Annotated in this window: 15 protein-coding genes; 13 read left to right on the plus strand and 2 right to left on the minus strand. The window is 72.1% G+C overall.

The window, feature by feature from the left end:
• Positions 1-39 precede the first annotated feature (39 nt).
• From KBX00_RS19865 to KBX00_RS19910, 10 genes are all read left to right on the plus strand, one after another.
• Entirely contained in the window at positions 40-420 is a 381-nt protein-coding gene (locus KBX00_RS19865) for a hypothetical protein (protein ID WP_210829133.1), read from the plus strand.
• A gap of 147 nt (positions 421-567) precedes the next feature.
• A complete protein-coding gene (locus KBX00_RS19870) occupies positions 568-3,402 on the plus strand; it encodes a Na+/H+ antiporter subunit A (RefSeq protein WP_210829134.1) in 2,835 nt (944 codons plus the stop codon).
• A complete protein-coding gene (locus KBX00_RS19875) occupies positions 3,399-3,863 on the plus strand; it encodes a Na(+)/H(+) antiporter subunit C (protein WP_210829135.1) in 465 nt (154 codons plus the stop codon). The genes KBX00_RS19870 and KBX00_RS19875 overlap by 4 nt, the downstream gene beginning before the upstream one ends.
• A 37-nt stretch (positions 3,864-3,900) precedes the next feature.
• Positions 3,901-5,403, plus strand: a complete 1,503-nt coding sequence (locus KBX00_RS19880; RefSeq protein WP_210829137.1) for a Na+/H+ antiporter subunit D — start codon at positions 3,901-3,903, stop codon at positions 5,401-5,403.
• Entirely contained in the window at positions 5,400-5,969 is a 570-nt protein-coding gene (locus tag KBX00_RS19885) for a Na+/H+ antiporter subunit E (protein WP_210829139.1), read from the plus strand. Before KBX00_RS19880 ends, KBX00_RS19885 begins: the two co-directional genes overlap by 4 nt.
• Positions 5,966-6,229 carry a monovalent cation/H+ antiporter complex subunit F gene (locus KBX00_RS19890; protein ID WP_164445627.1) on the plus strand — a complete coding sequence of 88 codons (264 nt, stop codon included), beginning with the start codon at positions 5,966-5,968 and terminating at the stop codon, positions 6,227-6,229. Before KBX00_RS19885 ends, KBX00_RS19890 begins: the two co-directional genes overlap by 4 nt.
• Positions 6,226-6,561 (plus strand): monovalent cation/H(+) antiporter subunit G, encoded by a 336-nt coding sequence (gene mnhG, locus KBX00_RS19895; RefSeq protein WP_210829141.1) that lies wholly within the window; start codon positions 6,226-6,228, stop codon positions 6,559-6,561. Before KBX00_RS19890 ends, mnhG begins: the two co-directional genes overlap by 4 nt.
• 162 nt (positions 6,562-6,723) lie before the next feature.
• Positions 6,724-8,076, plus strand: a complete 1,353-nt coding sequence (locus KBX00_RS19900) for a hemolysin family protein (protein ID WP_210829142.1) — start codon at positions 6,724-6,726, stop codon at positions 8,074-8,076.
• Positions 8,073-9,140, plus strand: coding sequence for a hemolysin family protein (locus KBX00_RS19905; protein ID WP_210829144.1), 1,068 nt, complete (start codon positions 8,073-8,075; stop codon positions 9,138-9,140). The genes KBX00_RS19900 and KBX00_RS19905 overlap by 4 nt, the downstream gene beginning before the upstream one ends.
• Before the next feature lie 10 nt (positions 9,141-9,150).
• Positions 9,151-10,092, plus strand: coding sequence for a sporulation protein (locus KBX00_RS19910; RefSeq protein ID WP_210829146.1), 942 nt, complete (start codon positions 9,151-9,153; stop codon positions 10,090-10,092).
• 17 nt (positions 10,093-10,109) lie between these two features.
• On the opposite strand, the gene leuE is transcribed toward KBX00_RS19910, so the two are convergent.
• Complete coding sequence (gene leuE / locus KBX00_RS19915) at positions 10,110-10,772, minus strand: leucine efflux protein LeuE (RefSeq protein WP_210829147.1); 663 nt, start codon at positions 10,770-10,772, stop codon at positions 10,110-10,112.
• On the minus strand, positions 10,769-12,004 hold the full coding sequence (locus tag KBX00_RS19920; RefSeq protein WP_210829148.1) for a bifunctional pyridoxamine 5'-phosphate oxidase family protein/GNAT family N-acetyltransferase: 1,236 nt from the start codon (positions 12,002-12,004) through the stop codon (positions 10,769-10,771). The genes leuE and KBX00_RS19920 overlap by 4 nt, the downstream gene beginning before the upstream one ends.
• Positions 12,005-12,038: 34 nt before the next feature.
• Between KBX00_RS19920 and KBX00_RS19925 the strand changes: the two genes are divergently transcribed.
• From KBX00_RS19925 to KBX00_RS19935, 3 genes are all read left to right on the plus strand, one after another.
• Positions 12,039-13,379 (plus strand): aminotransferase class I/II-fold pyridoxal phosphate-dependent enzyme, encoded by a 1,341-nt coding sequence (locus tag KBX00_RS19925; RefSeq protein ID WP_210829154.1) that lies wholly within the window; start codon positions 12,039-12,041, stop codon positions 13,377-13,379.
• Positions 13,380-13,861: 482 nt separating this feature from the next.
• Positions 13,862-14,563: a UdgX family uracil-DNA binding protein gene (locus KBX00_RS19930; protein WP_210829155.1), complete on the plus strand. Its 702-nt coding sequence runs from the start codon at positions 13,862-13,864 to the stop codon at positions 14,561-14,563.
• Between the two features lie 32 nt (positions 14,564-14,595).
• The gene (locus tag KBX00_RS19935) at positions 14,596-15,735 is read left to right on the plus strand and encodes an acyl-CoA dehydrogenase family protein (RefSeq protein WP_210829156.1); all 1,140 of its coding nucleotides are present in this window, start codon (positions 14,596-14,598) and stop codon (positions 15,733-15,735) included.
• The last annotated feature ends 16 nt before the right edge of the window (positions 15,736-15,751 follow it).

The following is a 15,751-nucleotide window of genomic DNA, read 5'->3' on the forward strand; positions in this document are numbered from 1 at the left end:
AACTTCACCCGGGTCGTGGTGAGTGGTGGAGGGGGCGGGATGGCCGTCGAGGAGCGGAGTTCGGGGCCCGGCACCGACATCCTGATCCGCAAGGTCGACAGCCATGTCACCGCCCTGCGCGCCGGGCTGCACGGCCCGGATCTCGAACTCGCCGAGCGGCTCGCCAGTTGCCTGCGCGAACTGGTCGTCTCCACCGCGCAGGCCAGCGCGGCCGACCGTGCCCAGGTGCGGGCCGCAGTGCACTACTTCGTCCTGCGTCGCGAGAGCCGGGGCCGGTTGTTGTCCGTGCGATCCCTGGCCGCCGCGCAGCGACTTGTCAACCGGGCCGCGTCCCAACTTGGCCGGGCGGACCTGGTCGTCGAGGGGCGTCCGGTGCGCGGCGGCGAGGGCGCCCCGACGGACGTTGCCGCACACAGCTGATTCGGCTTTTCATCGGATTTCGCCGTATTGACGGCGAAAGTGTTTTCTTCTCGGAAAAAGCACCCATAGCGCGTTGATCTGTCGTCTGATCGCTGCTAGACCCCCAACCCCCGTGGGGCGTCGCGGCCACCTCGACCGGGAGCGCGCGTGCTCGTACTGCTGATCCTGCACCTCGTGGCGGCCGTCGTGGCACCGCTGCTGGTCCGCCGGTGGGGTCCGCGTGCCTGTTACCTGCTGGCGTTGGTGCCGGCGGCCGCCTTCGGCTGGGCGCTGGTACGCACACCCGACGTGACGCACGGCGGTGCGGTGGTCGAGACCTACCCCTGGATTTCGGAACTGGGCCTGGACCTCGCGCTGCGGATGACCACCCTGTCCTGGCTGATGACCCTGCTGGTCGGCGGCGTCGGCGCGCTGGTGCTCGGCTACAGCGCCCGGTACTTCCCGCCCGACGCGCTCGGCAACGCACGGTTCGCCGGCGTGCTCGTCGCCTTCGCCGGGGCGATGCTCGGACTGGTCCTCGCCGACGACCTGCTGCTGCTCTACGTCTGCTGGGAGCTCACCACCGTCTTCTCGTACCTGCTCATCGGGCACAGCACCGAACGGCGGTCGAGCCGTTGGGCAGCGGCCCAGGCGCTGACCGTGACCACCCTCGGCGGCCTGGCCATGCTTGTCGGGTTCCTCATGCTCGGCCACCACGCCGGCACCTACCGCTGGTCCGAGCTGGCCCAGCAGCCGCTGCCCGGCGGGGCGTACCTGGTCGTCGCGGTACTGCTGATCCTGCTCGGTGCGCTGTCGAAGTCGGCGGTGCTGCCGTTCACCTCGTGGCTGCCGGTGGCCATGGCCGCACCGACACCGGTCAGCGCGTACCTGCACGCGGCGGCGATGGTGAAGGCCGGCGTCTACCTGCTCGGCCTGCTCACCCCGGTGCTCGCCGTGGTCGGCCCGTGGCGTCCGGTGGTGCTGATCGCCGGTCTGGCCACCATGCTTGTGGGCGGTTGGGCGGCACTGCGGCAGACCGACCTGAAGTTGCTGCTGGCCTACGGCACGGTCAGCCAGCTCGGACTGTTGACGGTGGTCGTCGGGGTGGGCACCGCGGACGCCGCGCTCGCCGGTGTCGCCATGCTGCTCGCCCACGCATTGTTCAAGGCGGCGCTGTTCCTCGTGGTCGGCGTGATCGACCATGGGTCCGGGACCCGCGACCTGCGGGAGTTGTCGGGACTGCGGCACACCGCACCGGTGCTGACCGGGGTGGCCGTGCTCGCCGCCGCCTCGATGGCCGGACTACCACCCCTGCTCGGCTTCGTCGCCAAGGAGGCCGTGTTCGCCGCCTTCGCCGACCAGCCACTGGTGCTGGCGGTGCTCGTCGTCGGCACCGTGCTCACCGTCGCGTACAGCATCAGGTTCATCTGGGGCGCGTTCGCCGACCGACCCGGCGCCGCCGCCACCGATCTGGGACGGATCGCGCCGTCGCTGCTGGCCCCACCGGCCCTACTGGCCGTCGTCGGGCTCGTCGCCGGCCCGGCCGCGGGTGTATTGGATCACCTGCTCCGCCCGTACCCCGAGCTCTTCGGCACGGTCGGGAAACACCTGGCCCTGTGGCACGGGCTCACCCCGGCGCTCGGTCTGTCCGCGCTGGCGCTGGCGGGCGGTGCCGCGCTGTTCGCGCTGCGCGGCCCGCTGGCCCCGGCGCTGGCCCGGCTGCGGTGGCCGGTCACCGGCCAACAGGGGTACGAGTGGATCACCCACCGCTTCGACCGGGTCGCGCTGGACGTCACGAGCGTCACCCAGCGGGGATCGCTGCCGCAGTACCTCGGCCTCATCCTGATCGTGCTGGCCGCGGTGCCGGGCGGGTCGGTGTTCCTCATTCAGCCCTGGGAGCAGCCGCTTGAGCTGTGGGCCACGCCCGCACAACCGGTGGTGCTGCTGGTGGTCTGCGTCGCCGCCCTGCTCGCCGTGGGTGCCAGTCGACGGTTGACCGCGATGCTGTTGGTCGGCATGACCGGTTACGGCACCGCGATGCTGTTCGTGCTCTACGGCGCACCCGACCTGGCACTTACCCAGTTTCTCGTGGAGACGATGACCATCGCGATCTTCGTGCTGGTGCTGCGTCGACTGCCCGAACGGTTCTCGACCCGGCCGCTGCGGCGCAGTCGCTGGATCCGGCGGACGATCGGCGTGATCGTCGGCACGACCGTGGCCGCGCTGGCCGTCGGTGCCGCGGCCGCCCGGCAGGCGCGGTCCATCTCCGAGGAATTCCCGCACCTGGCGGTGGAGCAGGGCCACGGCCGCAACGTGGTCAACGTGACCCTCGTGGACATCCGCGCCTGGGACACCCTGGGGGAGGTGGCGGTGCTGGTGGCCGCGGCCACCGGGGTGGCGAGTCTGATCTTCCACCGGTCCCGCACCGGGCCTCGGCCCCGCCGCCGGGAGGTCGCCGACGACGAGGCGCCCGCCGGCCGGGCGGTCTGGCTGCGTGGCGGGGCCACGCTGCACGAACGGCAACGGTCGATCGTGCTGGAGGTGGTCACCCGCCTGATCTCGCACACCGCGGTGCTCTTCTCGCTCTACCTGCTCTTCTCCGGGCACAACGCGCCCGGTGGCGGCTTCGCCGGAGGGCTGGTGGCCAGCCTCGCGCTGACCATGCGGTACCTCGCCGGTGGCCGGTACGAGCTGGTCGAGGCGGCACCGATCGGTGCCGGCACGGTGCTCGGTGCCGGCCTGCTGCTCTCGGTCGGCGGCGGCGTGGTCTCCCTGCTCGTCGACGGCACCGTGCTGGAGAGCACCACGGTCGACCTCTGGCTGCCCCTGATCGGTCACTTCTACCTGGTCACCTCCCTCTTCTTCGACGTCGGCGTCTACCTGGTGGTGATCGGTCTGGCGCTGGACGTGCTGCGCAGCCTCGGCGCCGAGGTGGACCGGCACATCGAGGCGGCCGGCGGGCCCGGGGGCGGGCTCGCCGGCCAGCGGGGGGAGGCACGGTGAGGGCCGCCGGAGCGAACCTGGTCTCCTTCATCACGATCGGGGTGCTCGTCGGCTGCGGCGTGACCCTGCTGCTGGAACGCAGCCTGAGCCGGATCCTGCTCGGCGTCATCCTGATCGGCAACGGCGTCAACCTGTTGATCGTCTTCGGCGGCCGGTCCGGGGAGGCGCCGGTGGTCGGTGTCAGCGACGAGGCGGCGATGAGCGACGCCCTGCCCCAGGCCATGGTGCTCACCGCCATCGTGATCACCTTCGGCTTCACCGCCTTCCTGCTGGCGATCAGCTACCGAAGCTGGTACCTCAGCGGCGACGACGAGGTACCCGACGACATCGAGGACCGGCAGATCGTCCGCCGGACCGCCCAACGGGAGGTTTCCGCCGCCGACCTCACCGGTGAGCCGCCGACCGCCGACCCGCAGCAGGTCGACGCCCCGGCCCCACCTCGCGAGGAGGGCCCGGGATGAGCCGGTACGCGCCGACGGGGCCGGATCGGGAGCGGCGATGAGCACGCTCGTCCCGCTGCCGGTGGTGTTACCGCTGCTGGGCGCCGCGCTGACCCTGCTGCTGGCGGGCCGGCCGTGGACCCAGCGGACGGTGAGCGTGGGTTGCCTGAGCACCAGCCTGGTGGTGGCGGTGGTACTGCTGGTGCAGGCGTACCGGCAGGGCCCGCTGGTGGTGCAGATCGGCGGCTGGCCGGCGCCGGTGGGCATCGTGCTGGTCGCCGACCAACTGGCGGCGCTGATGCTTGTGGTCTCCTCGGCGGTGACCCTCTGCGTGCTGCTGTACTCGATCGGGCAGGGCCAGGCGGAGGTCGGGGAGCGGTCCCCGGTGGCGATCTTCCACCCCACCTACCTCGTGCTGACCGCCGGGGTGTGCAACGCGTTCCTCGCCGGTGACCTGTTCAACCTCTTCGTCGGCTTCGAGATGCTGCTCGCCGCGAGCTTCGTCCTGATCACCCTCAACGGCACCCGGTTGCGCATCCGTACCGGTTCCACCTACGTCGTGGTCAACGTCCTGGCGTCGATGATCTTCCTGATCTCGGTGGGCCTGGTCTACGCGGCCACCGGCACGCTCAACCTGGCCCAGCTCACCGCGCGACTGGACGCGCTGCCGGACGGCGTACGCCTGAGTCTGCAGCTGATGCTGCTGGTGGCCTTCGGCATCAAGGCGGCGGTCTTCCCGCTGTCGGCCTGGCTGCCCGACAGCTATCCGACGGCACCGGCCCCGGTCACCGCGGTCTTCGCTGGCCTGCTCACCAAGGTCGGCGTGTATGCGATCATCCGGACCCAGACCCTGCTCTTCCCGGGTCAGCAGGCCGGGGAACTGCTGATGGTGGCGGCCGGCCTGACCATGCTGGTCGGCATCCTCGGCGCGGTGGCCCAGTCGGACATCAAGCGACTGCTGTCGTTCACGCTTGTCAGTCACATCGGCTACATGATCTTCGGGGTGGGGCTGAGCACGGTCGCCGGGCTGGTCGGTGCCATCTTCTACGTGGTCCACCACATCACCATCCAGACCACCCTGTTCCTGATCTCCGGACTGGTCGAGCAGCGGGCCGGCAGCACCGACCTGCGCCGCCTCGGCGGGCTGGCCCGACTGGCGCCCCTGGTGGGCGTGCTCTTCTTCGTCTCGGCGATGAACCTGGCGGGTATCCCGCCGTTCTCCGGCTTCCTGGGCAAGCTTGGCCTGCTCCAGGCCGGTGTCGCCGTGGGCGGTCCGCTGCCCTGGACGTTGGTCGCCGTCGGCACCGTGACCAGCCTGCTCACCCTCTACGTGGCGAGCCGGGTGTGGAACATCGCCTTCTGGCGCTCGCCCTGCGAGACGGTGGCGCCGACCGCCCCGCTGCCCGCGCTGATGGTCGGCGCCACGGTCGCCCTGGTGGCGCTCGGTGTGTCGTTGACCTTCGTGGCCGGACCGTTGTTCGACTTCACCGGGCGGGCGGCGACGGATCTGATCGAGCGCACCCCGTACGTGCAGGCCGTCCTGCCCGGCGGGGCGTCATGACCACGCCGGAGGCTCCGGACCGGCGTACCCGGGTGGGCCGGTGGCGTGACCAGCTGATCGCCTACGGCTGGCTGGTGCTGGCCTGGAACCTGTTCTGGGGGGAGTTCACCTGGGGCAACCTGCTGGGCGGGCTGCTGACCGCCGGGGTGGTGCTGCTGTTCTTCCCGCTGCCGCCGGTGACGTTCCACGGCCGGCTCCGGCCGTGGGGTCTGCTGGTCTTCGGCGGTCGGTTCGTCGTCGAGCTGGTCCGGGCCAGCGCCCACGTCGCCCGGATCGCGGTGCAACCCGGGTACACGCCGCGTTCGGCGATCATCGGCGTGCGGCTGCGGCTGCCCACCGACCTCAACCTGGCGCTCACCGCCGAGGTGCTCTCCCTGGTGCCCGGCACCTTGATCATCGAGGTGGACCGGGATGCCGGAATCCTCTACGTGCACGTGCTCGACGTACGCGGCCCCGCCGCCCTCGCCGCCGGCCGTGCCCAGGTCCGCGCCGTGGAACGGCGGATCGTCGCGGCGATCGGCTCGACCGCGGAACTGCGGCGGATGCCTAGCAAGGAGTTGCCGTGACCATCTTCCTCGCCGTCGTGCTCACCAGCCTGCTGTCGGTGACCGCGCTGCTCGCCCTCGTCCGCCTCTACCGGGGTCCGACATTGCTGGACCGGGTCGTCGCCGCCGACATGCTGCTCGCCACCATGGTCGGCGCGGTCGGCGCGGAGGCGGCGGTCAACCGGCACGCCACCACCCTGCCGGTGCTTGTGGTGCTCGCCCTGCTCGGCTTCGTCGGGTCCGTCTCGCTGGTCCGCTTCGCCGTCCGGGACCGGCCGTGACGCCCGGTGCCGTGGCGGACTGGCTGGCAGCCGTCAGCCTGGTCACCGGTGCGCTGCTGAGCCTGGCCGCCGCGATCGGGGTGCTGCGCTTCCCGGACACCCTCAGTCGCATGCACGCGGCCACCAAGCCGCAGGTGCTCGGCGTGCTGCTCCTGCTGCTGGGGGTGGGGCTGCGGCTGCGCAGCCCGGCCGACCTCGGCATGATCGTCCTCGTCGGGGTGTTCCAACTGGTCACCGCCCCGGTCGCCGCCCAGATGATCGGTCGGGCCGCGTACCGGGCCGGGCGGGTGGACCGGAACCTGCTCGACGCCGACGAACTCGCCGACCACTGAGCCGTCCCGGGCACAATGAGTACGCACACCCGCCCGGCCTGGGCCACGCCGCCGGTAGAATGACCGCATGATCGACTCTTCTGCCCAGGAGGGCAGCAGTAGCCAGCCGGGTAGGCCCCGGCATCCCCACGCACCGACGACCCCGGGAGCCCTGAACCTCCCGTGTTGATCCTCGTCGGTCTTCTTCTGATCGTTGTCTTGACCGTCGCGACGGGGTACTTCGTCGCGCAGGAGTTCGGCTACGTCGCGGTCGACCGCGGCAAGCTGAAGCAGGCCGCCGCCGAAGGTGACCAGGCGTCCGTCCGGGCCCTGGAGGTCGCCGGACGGCTGTCGTTCATGCTCTCCGGTGCCCAGCTCGGCATCACCGTGACCGCACTGCTCGTCGGTTACGTCGCCGAGCCGTACCTCGGTGCCGGCCTGGCCGAGCTGCTCGGCGTGGCCGGCGTCTCCACCGGCGTCAGCCTGCCGCTGTCGGTCGCGCTGGCCCTGGTCATCGCCACGGTGGTGCAGATGGTGGTGGGCGAGCTGGCCCCGAAGAACCTGGCCATCGCCCGGCCCGAACCGGTCGCCCGGGCACTGGCCCGCTCCACCCTGGTCTACCTGGCCATGGCCGGCCCGCTGATCAAGCTCTTCGACAAGTCCGCGGTGCGGCTGCTGCGGCGGGTCGGCATCGAGCCCATCGAGGAACTGCCCAGCGGCGCCACCCCGGAGGACCTGGAACAGATCATCGCCGAGTCCCGGCTGGAGGGGCACCTCGACGCCGACATGTCGGAGCTGCTGGACCGGGGGCTCGACTTCCGGCAGTTGACGGCCGGTGAGGCGATGGTGCCCCGGGTCGACGTGCACACCGTACGCGCACACGAGCCGGTGAGTCGGGTGGTCGAGCTGCTCGACACCGGCCGCTCCCGCTTCCCGGTACGCGGCGCGGAGGGCGTCGACGACCTGGTCGGCGTGATCGGCATCGCCGACGTGCTCCAGGTGCCACCGGTCGAGCGCGCCAGCACCCCGGTCAGCGCGGTCGCCGTACCGCCGCTGCTGGTGCCCGAGACGCTGCCGCTGCCCACCGTGCTGGACCGGCTCCGCTCCGGGCACCGCCAGCTCGCCTGCGTGGTCGACGAGTACGGCGGCTTCGCCGGGGTCATCACGCTTGAGGACATCGCCGAGGAACTGGTCGGCCCGATCCGCGACGAGGACGACCCGCCGGAGCGGGCCCCGGCGCGGCAGGAGGACGGCTCCTGGGTGGTGCCCGCCCGTTGGCGCATCGACGAGGTCGCCGACAGCACCGGCATCGCCCTGCCCGAGGCACCCGAGTACGACACCCTCTCCGGACTTGTCATGCGGGAGCTGGGCCGGGTGCCCGAGGTCGGTGACCGGCTGGAGATCAGCCTGCCGGCCGACGGCGACAACGGCCAGGTGCCGCCGCGCGCTCTGGTCGAGGTGCTCGCGGTGGACCGGCACGTGGCCGACTCGGTCCGCCTCCAGGTCACCGGCGGGCGTGAGGAGGTGTCGGCATGAGCACCGGATTCGCCTTGCTCACCTCGGTGGTCCTGCTGGCGCTCAACGGCTTCTTCGTCGCCGCCGAGTTCGCCCTCGTGGCGAGCAAGCGGTACCGCCTGGAACAGGCCGCGGCGAGCGGCGGCCGGGCCGCCCGGGCCGCCCTCGACGGGGTACGTGAGCTGTCCCTGATGCTGGCCGGTGCGCAACTCGGCATCACCCTGTGCACGCTGGGCCTCGGCGCCCTGGCCGAGCCGGCGATCGAGCGGCTGCTCAGTCCGCTGCTGCACACGGTCGGCCTGCCGTACGGCGCCAGCCACGTGATCGCGTTGATCTTCGCGCTGAGCCTGGTCACCTTCCTGCACCTGGTGGTCGGTGAGATGGCACCGAAGTCCTGGGCGATCACCCACCCGGAGCGGTCCGCGCTGCTGTTGGCCCTGCCGTTCCGGGCCTTCGCCCGGGTGGCCCGTCCGGTGCTGTCGGTGCTCAACGCGGTGGCCAACGCCATGCTGCGGCTGGTGAAGGTGAACCCGCAGGACCAGCTGGCCCAGGTGCACGGCCCGGACGAGTTGCGCATGCTGCTGGAACAGTCCCGGGAACACGGGCTGCTCGGCGCTGCCCAGCACGAACTGCTGACCAGCATGTTGGAGCTGCAGGGCACCACGGTCGCCCAGGTGATGGAACCGTTCGACCGGATGGTGACCGTGCGTCGGGACGACCCGGCGGAGCGCATCGAGCAGGTGAGCCGGGACAGCGGCCGGTCCCGGCTGGCGGTGCTGGACGCCGCCGGTGACGTCTGCGGTCTGGTGCACGTACGGGAGGCGGTGCGGGCCACCGCCGGTCGACCCGACGCCACCGCGGCGGACCTGATGAACGACGCCATCACGCTGCCCGACACCGCCACGGTGACCGAGGCGGTCGCCGTGATGCGGGCCCGCCAGTCGCAACTCGCGCTGGTCCGCAACGGCGGTGGTCCCACCCGGCCGGTCGGTTTCGTCGCGCTGGAGGACCTGCTGGAGGAGGTCATCGGGGAGTTCGACGACGAGACCGACTCGATCCCGCGCGCGGTGCGCCGGCTCAGATAAGGGGTACGCGGTGCGGCTGACGGGGGTGTCGCCGGGATCGGGCGGAACGGGCCTGACGGTGCAGACCGCGCTGGCCAACCCGAGCACCCGTCCCGGCCTGCGCCTGCCGGGGCGGGTGAACCTCATCGCCGGTCCCGTGGACATACCGGTGCTGCACGTCCGGCTCGGCCTGGTCAGCACGGTCGAGCCGGACGACCCGGAGGCTCCCCGCCGGCTGGTGCAGTTCCATCAGGCGCAGGTGGCGGGCCCGCTGGTGCTGCGGGCCGGACGGGCCCGGTCGATCCCGTTCGAGTTCCCGGTGCCGTGGGAGACGCCGGTGACCACGCTGGGCGGCGTGCCGTTGCTCAGCCTGCGGATGGGGCTGCGTACCGAGGTGGCGATCGAAGCCACCCTGGACCAGGGGGCGATGGTGCCGGTGCTGGTCCACCCGTTGCCGACCCAGCAGCACATCCTGGCCGCCCTGGACACGCTCGGCTTCCGCGTCCGCCAGTCCGGCCTGGTCGACGGCCGGCTACCCGGCGTGGAGCAGGCCCTGCCCCTGCACCAGCGATGGGGCTTCTGGGTCGGTCCGCTGTACGCCGGACCGATCACCGAGCTGGAGGTGATCTTCGTGACCAATTCCGCCGGCCTGGAGGTGATCCTCTGGTCCGACCGGAGGCTGGCGCTGGCCGGGATCACCCACACCAGCATCAGCCGGTTCCGGAGCTGGCACGTCGGCGCGGACCAGCGGGACTGGGTGAGCACCGTGGACGGGTGGCTGCGCGCGGCCATAAACCGGCACGCCGCCGCGGCGGCACACGCCGACTGGTCGGCCCCCATCGCCGAGTCGGCCCACGTCAGCCGCCCACCTGACCGGCCGTTGCCACCTGGCCCGGAGCCTGGTGGCGACGCGGGTGGTGCCGGTGTCGGCGGCGGCGAGGGCGGTGGTGGCGGTGGTGGCGGTGGCACGTGAGGGCGCCCGCCCGCCGGTCAACCCTGGGCGAGCTTGAGGCCGAAGCCGAGGAAGAGGGCACCCACCGCGCTTGTCGCGCCGGCCGCCAGCCGGCGACGCCGACTGAACTGGGCGGCCAGGAAGGTACCCGCGAAGATCAACGCGGTCAGGTAGAGCGCGCTTGTCACCTGGGCGATCAGACCGAGCAGCAGGAACGACAGCGCCGGCCAGGGGTAGGTCGGGTCGACGAACTGGATGAAGAACGAGACGAAGAACAGGATCGCCTTCGGGTTGAGCAGACTGATCACCAGCGCCTTGCGGAACGGGCTGCGCATCGCCGCCGGCTCCGCGGCGTCGATCAACCGCGGGGTGGCCGGGTCGTGGCGGTCCCGCCAGCGCCGCCACGCCCCGCGCAGCATGGTCAACCCGACATAGCCCAGGTACGCGGCCCCCGCGTACTTGATCACGAGGAAGACCGGCGGGTACGCCTTGAGCAGCGACGCCACTCCGGCCGCCGAGAGGAACATCAGGATCGCGTCACCGACCCAGACGCCGCTCGCCGCCCGGTAGCCGACGCCGACGCCGCGCCGCGCGGCGGTGGAGAGGACGAACAACGAGTTGGGGCCGGGCAGCAGCACGATGGCCACGGTGCCCAACACGTACGTCCACAGGTCGGTGATTCCCAGCACGTCCGACATCATCGGGCCGACGTGGCCTGAGCGCGAAGCCTTTCCCGCAGGCTGACCTGTGCTTTCGGCCACTCGTCGACGGTCATCGAATACTGCACGGTGTCCCGCCACGAGCCGTCCGGCCGCAACCGGTGCATCCGCAGCACTCCCTCCCGGGTCGCGCCGAGCCGCTCGATGGCGCGCTGCGAGCGCTCGTTGCGGATGTCGGTGTGCCAGACCACCCGCACCGCGTCCAGTTCGTCGAAGGCGCGGGTGAGCAGCAGCAGCTTCGCCTCGGTGTTGATCCCGGTACGCCACCACGGCCGGCCGAGCATGGTGTGTCCGATCGTCACCGACCGACGCGCCGGGTCGATCTCGTAGTACGAGGTGGAGCCGACCACCGCGCCGGTGGCCGCGCATCGTTGCGCCCAGGCGACCCGGTGCTCGTCGGCGAGAGCCGCGCTGATCACCTCACGCAGCTGGCCCGGACCGGTCGGCAACGATCCGCTCAGGTACCGCCAGACCTCGGGATCGGCGGTGGCCGCGTACAACTCGTCGGTGTGAGCCTCGTCGAGTGGCTCCAGCAGCACGTGTGCGCCACCCAGGACCGCCGGCTCGTGCCAGGGCGAGCGGCGCGGGCGCAGGTAGGCCGGCAGTGGCGCGGTGACCCCGGCGTCCGGCTCCGGCCGGCCGGGGGTCAGCCGCAGCGGCACCACCCCGGCCCAGTGCGCCAGGTCGAGATCGGCCGGGTCGTCGCGCACCCCGCCGGTGCGGGAGCGCAGCGACACCTCGGTCAGCGGCAGCGCCAGCACGGCCGTCTCGGCCAACTCCCGCCGGCTCGGCGGTCGGCTGTCCGCCGCGCGGCCGGTGCCGACCTTCTCCACCAGGGCGGTGAGCACGTCGGCCTTCTCGATCTGGTCGGTGACCAGGTGTGCGGTGCCGTGCGCGACCACCGACCGGTAGTTGGCGCTGTGGTGGAACTGGGAGCGCCCGTAGACCAGCCCGTCGAGCAGGGTGACCGCGACGCAGACCGGCAGGCCGTCCGCGCGGGCCGCGAGCAGCGGCCGGCTGCCGGTGGAGCCGTGCAGGTAGAGCGTGTCGCCGCTGCGCACGTGCAGCGTGGGCAGCACCCGGGGCTCGCCGTCCACGGTGAACCCGAGCGCGCAGTGGTACGCCTCGTCGAGCACGGCGTGGGTGGCGGTGCGGTCGTAGCTCATCCGGTCCCGGGAACGGCTGGCGGTGGTGCGGGTGGTCTGCGGGTACATGCCTCCACCTTTGTTCTAGTACAATCCCTGTTTTGTGTCAGCACGCTATCAGGTGACCGGTGCGACGGCCGTCGAGATTTCGGCCAGCATCGAATCCGCCATCCGCGACGCCACCCTCGCCCCCGGCGACCCCCTGCCACCGGTGCGCACGCTCGCCGCCCACCTGGCCGTCAGCCCCGCCACCGTCTCCCGCGCCTACGCCGAACTGCGCCGCCGCGGACTCGTCGTCACCGCCGGTCGGCACGGCACCCGGGTACGGCCCCGACCGCCGGTCGCCGCCCGACGAGCCGCGCTGCGCCCGCCGCCCGCACCCGGCCTGCGCGATCTGTCCCGTGGACAACCCGACCAGCGGCTGCTGCCGCCGCTGCGTCGGCACCTGGCCGCCCTCGCCGACACCGTCGGCGACCCGGTGGGCTACCCCGACCTCGGCGTACTGCCCGAGATGACCGAGATGGCCGGGGCACGCCTGGCCGCCGACGGGGTGCCGGCCCCCGGGCTGACCCTCACCGGCGGCGCGCTGGACGGCATCGAGCGCCTGCTCGGCGCGCACCTGCGCCACGGCGACGCGGTCGCCGTGGAGGATCCGGGCTGGGCCGGCCTGCTCGACCTGCTGGCCGCCCTCGGGTTACGGCCGATCGGAATGCCCGTCGACGACGACGGCCCGATCGTCGCGGGAGTCGCCGCCGCCCTCGCCGCCGGAGCACGAGCGCTCATCGTGACCAGCCGGGCCCAGAACCCCACCGGCGCGGCGGTCTCCGCCGACCGGGCCGACGCCCTGCGCACCCTGCTAGCCGGCCGGGCCGACCTGCTGTTGATCGAGGACGATCACGCCGCCGAGCTGGCCCGCGTACCGTTGCACCCGCTGGCCGGAGCCACCACCCACTGGGCCTTCCTCCGCTCGGTGAGCAAGCCCTTCGGCCCCGACCTGCGCCTGGCCGTGCTGGCCGGAGACGAGACCACGGTGGCGCGGGTGGCCGGCCGGTCCCGGGTCGGCACCGGTTGGGTCTCCACCGTGCTGCAACGGCTCGTGCTCTCGCTCTGGGCAGACCCGGAGACGACCGCCCTTGTCGACCGGGCGGCGCAGAGCTACGAACGGCGGCGGCACGCCCTGGTCACCGCCCTCACCGACCGTGGCCTGCCCGCCCACGGCCGCACCGGCATCAACGTCTGGGTCGCGGTGGACGACGAGACAAGCGCGCTGACCACCCTGCGCGACGCCGGCTGGGCGGTCGCGCCGGGCGCCCTCTACCGGATCGCCGGCCCGCCGGGACTACGCATCACCGTCAGCGACCTGCCCGAGGCGGAGATCCCGGCGCTCGCCGACACGGTCGCCCGCGCGGCCCACCCCACCCCGTCACCGGGCTTCACCGCCTGACCAGCCCCCTGTCGCCTTACGACACGTGAGGTCGCACACCCAGATCCCCTCGGCCGTCCGTGCCCGGGCCGAGCCAGCGCCACCCCACGTCGCGCCGCCCGAGCCGGCGGTCGAGCCAGCAACTTCCCCGATGTTGCTGGCTCGGGGCGGGTGGTGGCAGCAACTTCCCCGATGTTGCTGGTGGGGGTGGGGTTTGGGGCAGCAGGATCCCCGATGTTGCTGACAAGGGCGCGGGTTGGGCCGCCGGCACGGGCTGCCGAGTGTCCGGCGGGCGCAGGCGTCAGGAGTGACGTCGGGCCCGGCATGCGGCGTTTCGGGTCCTCGCGTCGGGTGGATACGCCGAGGTGCGGCGTTTCGGGCCCTCCCGGCGAGCGGATAGGCCGAGGTGCGGCACCTCGGTTTGCCTGGGGCGCGGAGGGCCGCGAGGCGACGCGCCGCCGCTGGCTCGCGTGGGCCGTGCCACAGCGGGTAGAACAGTCGCCATGGCCGACACCGACACCGCGCCCGGCGCCCAGCGGTTCATCCCGCCACAGGCCGACACCCTCGACGACCTGCGGGCCGCCGCCACCGGCTGTCGCGGCTGCGAGCTGTACCGGGACGCCTCACAGACCGTCTTCGGCCGGGGCGACACCACCGCCCGGGTGGTCTTCGTCGGCGAGCAGCCCGGCGACATGGAAGACCAGAAGGGACTGCCCTTCGTCGGCCCGGCAGGAAGACTGCTCCGCAAGGCGGTCGACGACGCCAAGCTCGACCCGGCCCACATCTACCTCACCAACGCGGTCAAGCACTTCCGCTTCGAACTACGCGGCAAGCGGCGGATCCACCAGACCCCCGACCGGGTACACATCACCGCCTGCCGGCCCTGGTTGGTCGCCGAGTTCGCCCAGTTGGCCCCCGAGGTGATCGTGGTGCTCGGGGCGACCGCCGCCAAGGCGCTGCTCGGCCCGACGTTCCGGGTCACCCGCCAGCGCGGCGAACTGCTGCCCTGGCCAGCCGCCGCCCAACACCCGGAGGATTTCCAGCGGGTACCGGTGGACAGCGCCGGAGGGATCACCGACGCGCCCCCGGCCCAACTGCTGGCCACCATCCATCCGTCCGCCGTGCTCCGGGCCGACAACCAGGACGTCGCGTACGACGGGCTGGTCGCCGACCTCACCGTCGTCTCCCGCGCCCTCGCCGGCTGACGCCCGCGCCCGGCGGTGCCAGACTTGCCGCCATGCAGCAGCACCTCTACCAGCCCGACCACGACGAGTTCCGGGATCTGTGCCGGCGTTTCCTGGACCGCGAGGCCGTGCCGCACCACGAGCGTTGGGAGACCGACGGCATCGTCGACCGCGAGGTGTGGCGGAAGGCCGGCGCCGCCGGGCTGCTCGGGCCGGACGTCGACGAGGCGTACGGCGGCGGCGGACAGCGGGACTTCCGGTACAACGCGGTGCTGGTCGAGGAGATCGTCAACTCGGGCTGCTCCGGGCTCGGCTTCGGCCTGCACAACGACGTGGTCGCGCCGTACCTCACCGAGCTGACCACCGAGGAGCAGCGCCAGCGCTGGCTGCCCCGGTTCTGCTCCGGCGACCTGGTCACCGCCATCGCGATGAGCGAACCCGGCGCCGGCTCCGACCTGGCCGGCGTCCGCACCACAGCCGTCCGCGACGGCGACAGCTACCTGCTCAACGGGCAGAAGACGTTCATCACCAACGGTGAGCTGGCCGACCTGGTGATCGTGGTGGCCCGTACCGCCGACGAGGGTGCCCACGGCGTGAGCCTGATCGCGGTGGAGACCGGAACCGCCGGCTTCACCCGGGGCCGCCGGCTGGCCAAGGTCGGCCTGAAGGCCAACGACACCGCCGAACTCTTCTTCGACGACTGCCGGGTGCCGGCGGCCAACCTCGTCGGCACCGAGAACCACGGCTTCTACCACCTGATGGCCAACCTGCCGAGGGAACGGCTCAGCATCGCCATCGCCGCGGTCGCCGCCGCGGAACGGCTGCTCGCCCTCACCCTGGACTACGCGCGTACCCGGGAGGCGTTCGGCCGGCCGATCGGAAAGTTCCAGCACAACCGGTTCCTCCTCGCCGAACTGGACACCGAGGTCACCATCGCGCGGACCTTCGTCAACCACTGTGTCGCCGAGTTCAACGCCGGCCGGCTGTCGGTGACCGACGCGGCCAAGGCCAAGTGGTGGACCACGGAGCTACAGAACCGGGTCGCCGACCGGAGCGTGCAGTTGCACGGCGGCTACGGCTTCATGGCGGAGTACCCGGTGGCGCGGGCCTGGCTGGACAGCCGGGTGCAGACCATCTACGGCGGCACCACGGAGATCATGAAGGAGATCATCGGTCGCGGCCTGGGGCTGTGACGAAAACCGGGCTGCC

The organism is Micromonospora sp. C95 (assembly GCF_018070465.1).
In the GTDB taxonomy this organism is placed as follows: domain Bacteria; phylum Actinomycetota; class Actinomycetes; order Mycobacteriales; family Micromonosporaceae; genus Micromonospora.

Excerpts from the sequence above, each read along its gene's own strand:
- KBX00_RS19865 (WP_210829133.1), top strand. The coding sequence starts at position 40 with ATGGCCGTCGAGGAGCGGAGTTCGGGGCCCGGCACCGACATCCTGATC.
- KBX00_RS19880 (WP_210829137.1), top strand. The coding sequence starts at position 3,901 with ATGAGCACGCTCGTCCCGCTGCCGGTGGTGTTACCGCTGCTGGGCGCC.
- KBX00_RS19885 (WP_210829139.1), top strand. The coding sequence starts at position 5,400 with ATGACCACGCCGGAGGCTCCGGACCGGCGTACCCGGGTGGGCCGGTGG.
- KBX00_RS19905 (WP_210829144.1), top strand. The coding sequence starts at position 8,073 with ATGAGCACCGGATTCGCCTTGCTCACCTCGGTGGTCCTGCTGGCGCTC.
- leuE (WP_210829147.1), bottom strand. The coding sequence starts at position 10,772 with ATGATGTCGGACGTGCTGGGAATCACCGACCTGTGGACGTACGTGTTG.
- KBX00_RS19920 (WP_210829148.1), bottom strand. The coding sequence starts at position 12,004 with ATGTACCCGCAGACCACCCGCACCACCGCCAGCCGTTCCCGGGACCGG.
- KBX00_RS19930 (WP_210829155.1), top strand. The coding sequence starts at position 13,862 with ATGGCCGACACCGACACCGCGCCCGGCGCCCAGCGGTTCATCCCGCCA.
- KBX00_RS19935 (WP_210829156.1), top strand. The coding sequence starts at position 14,596 with ATGCAGCAGCACCTCTACCAGCCCGACCACGACGAGTTCCGGGATCTG.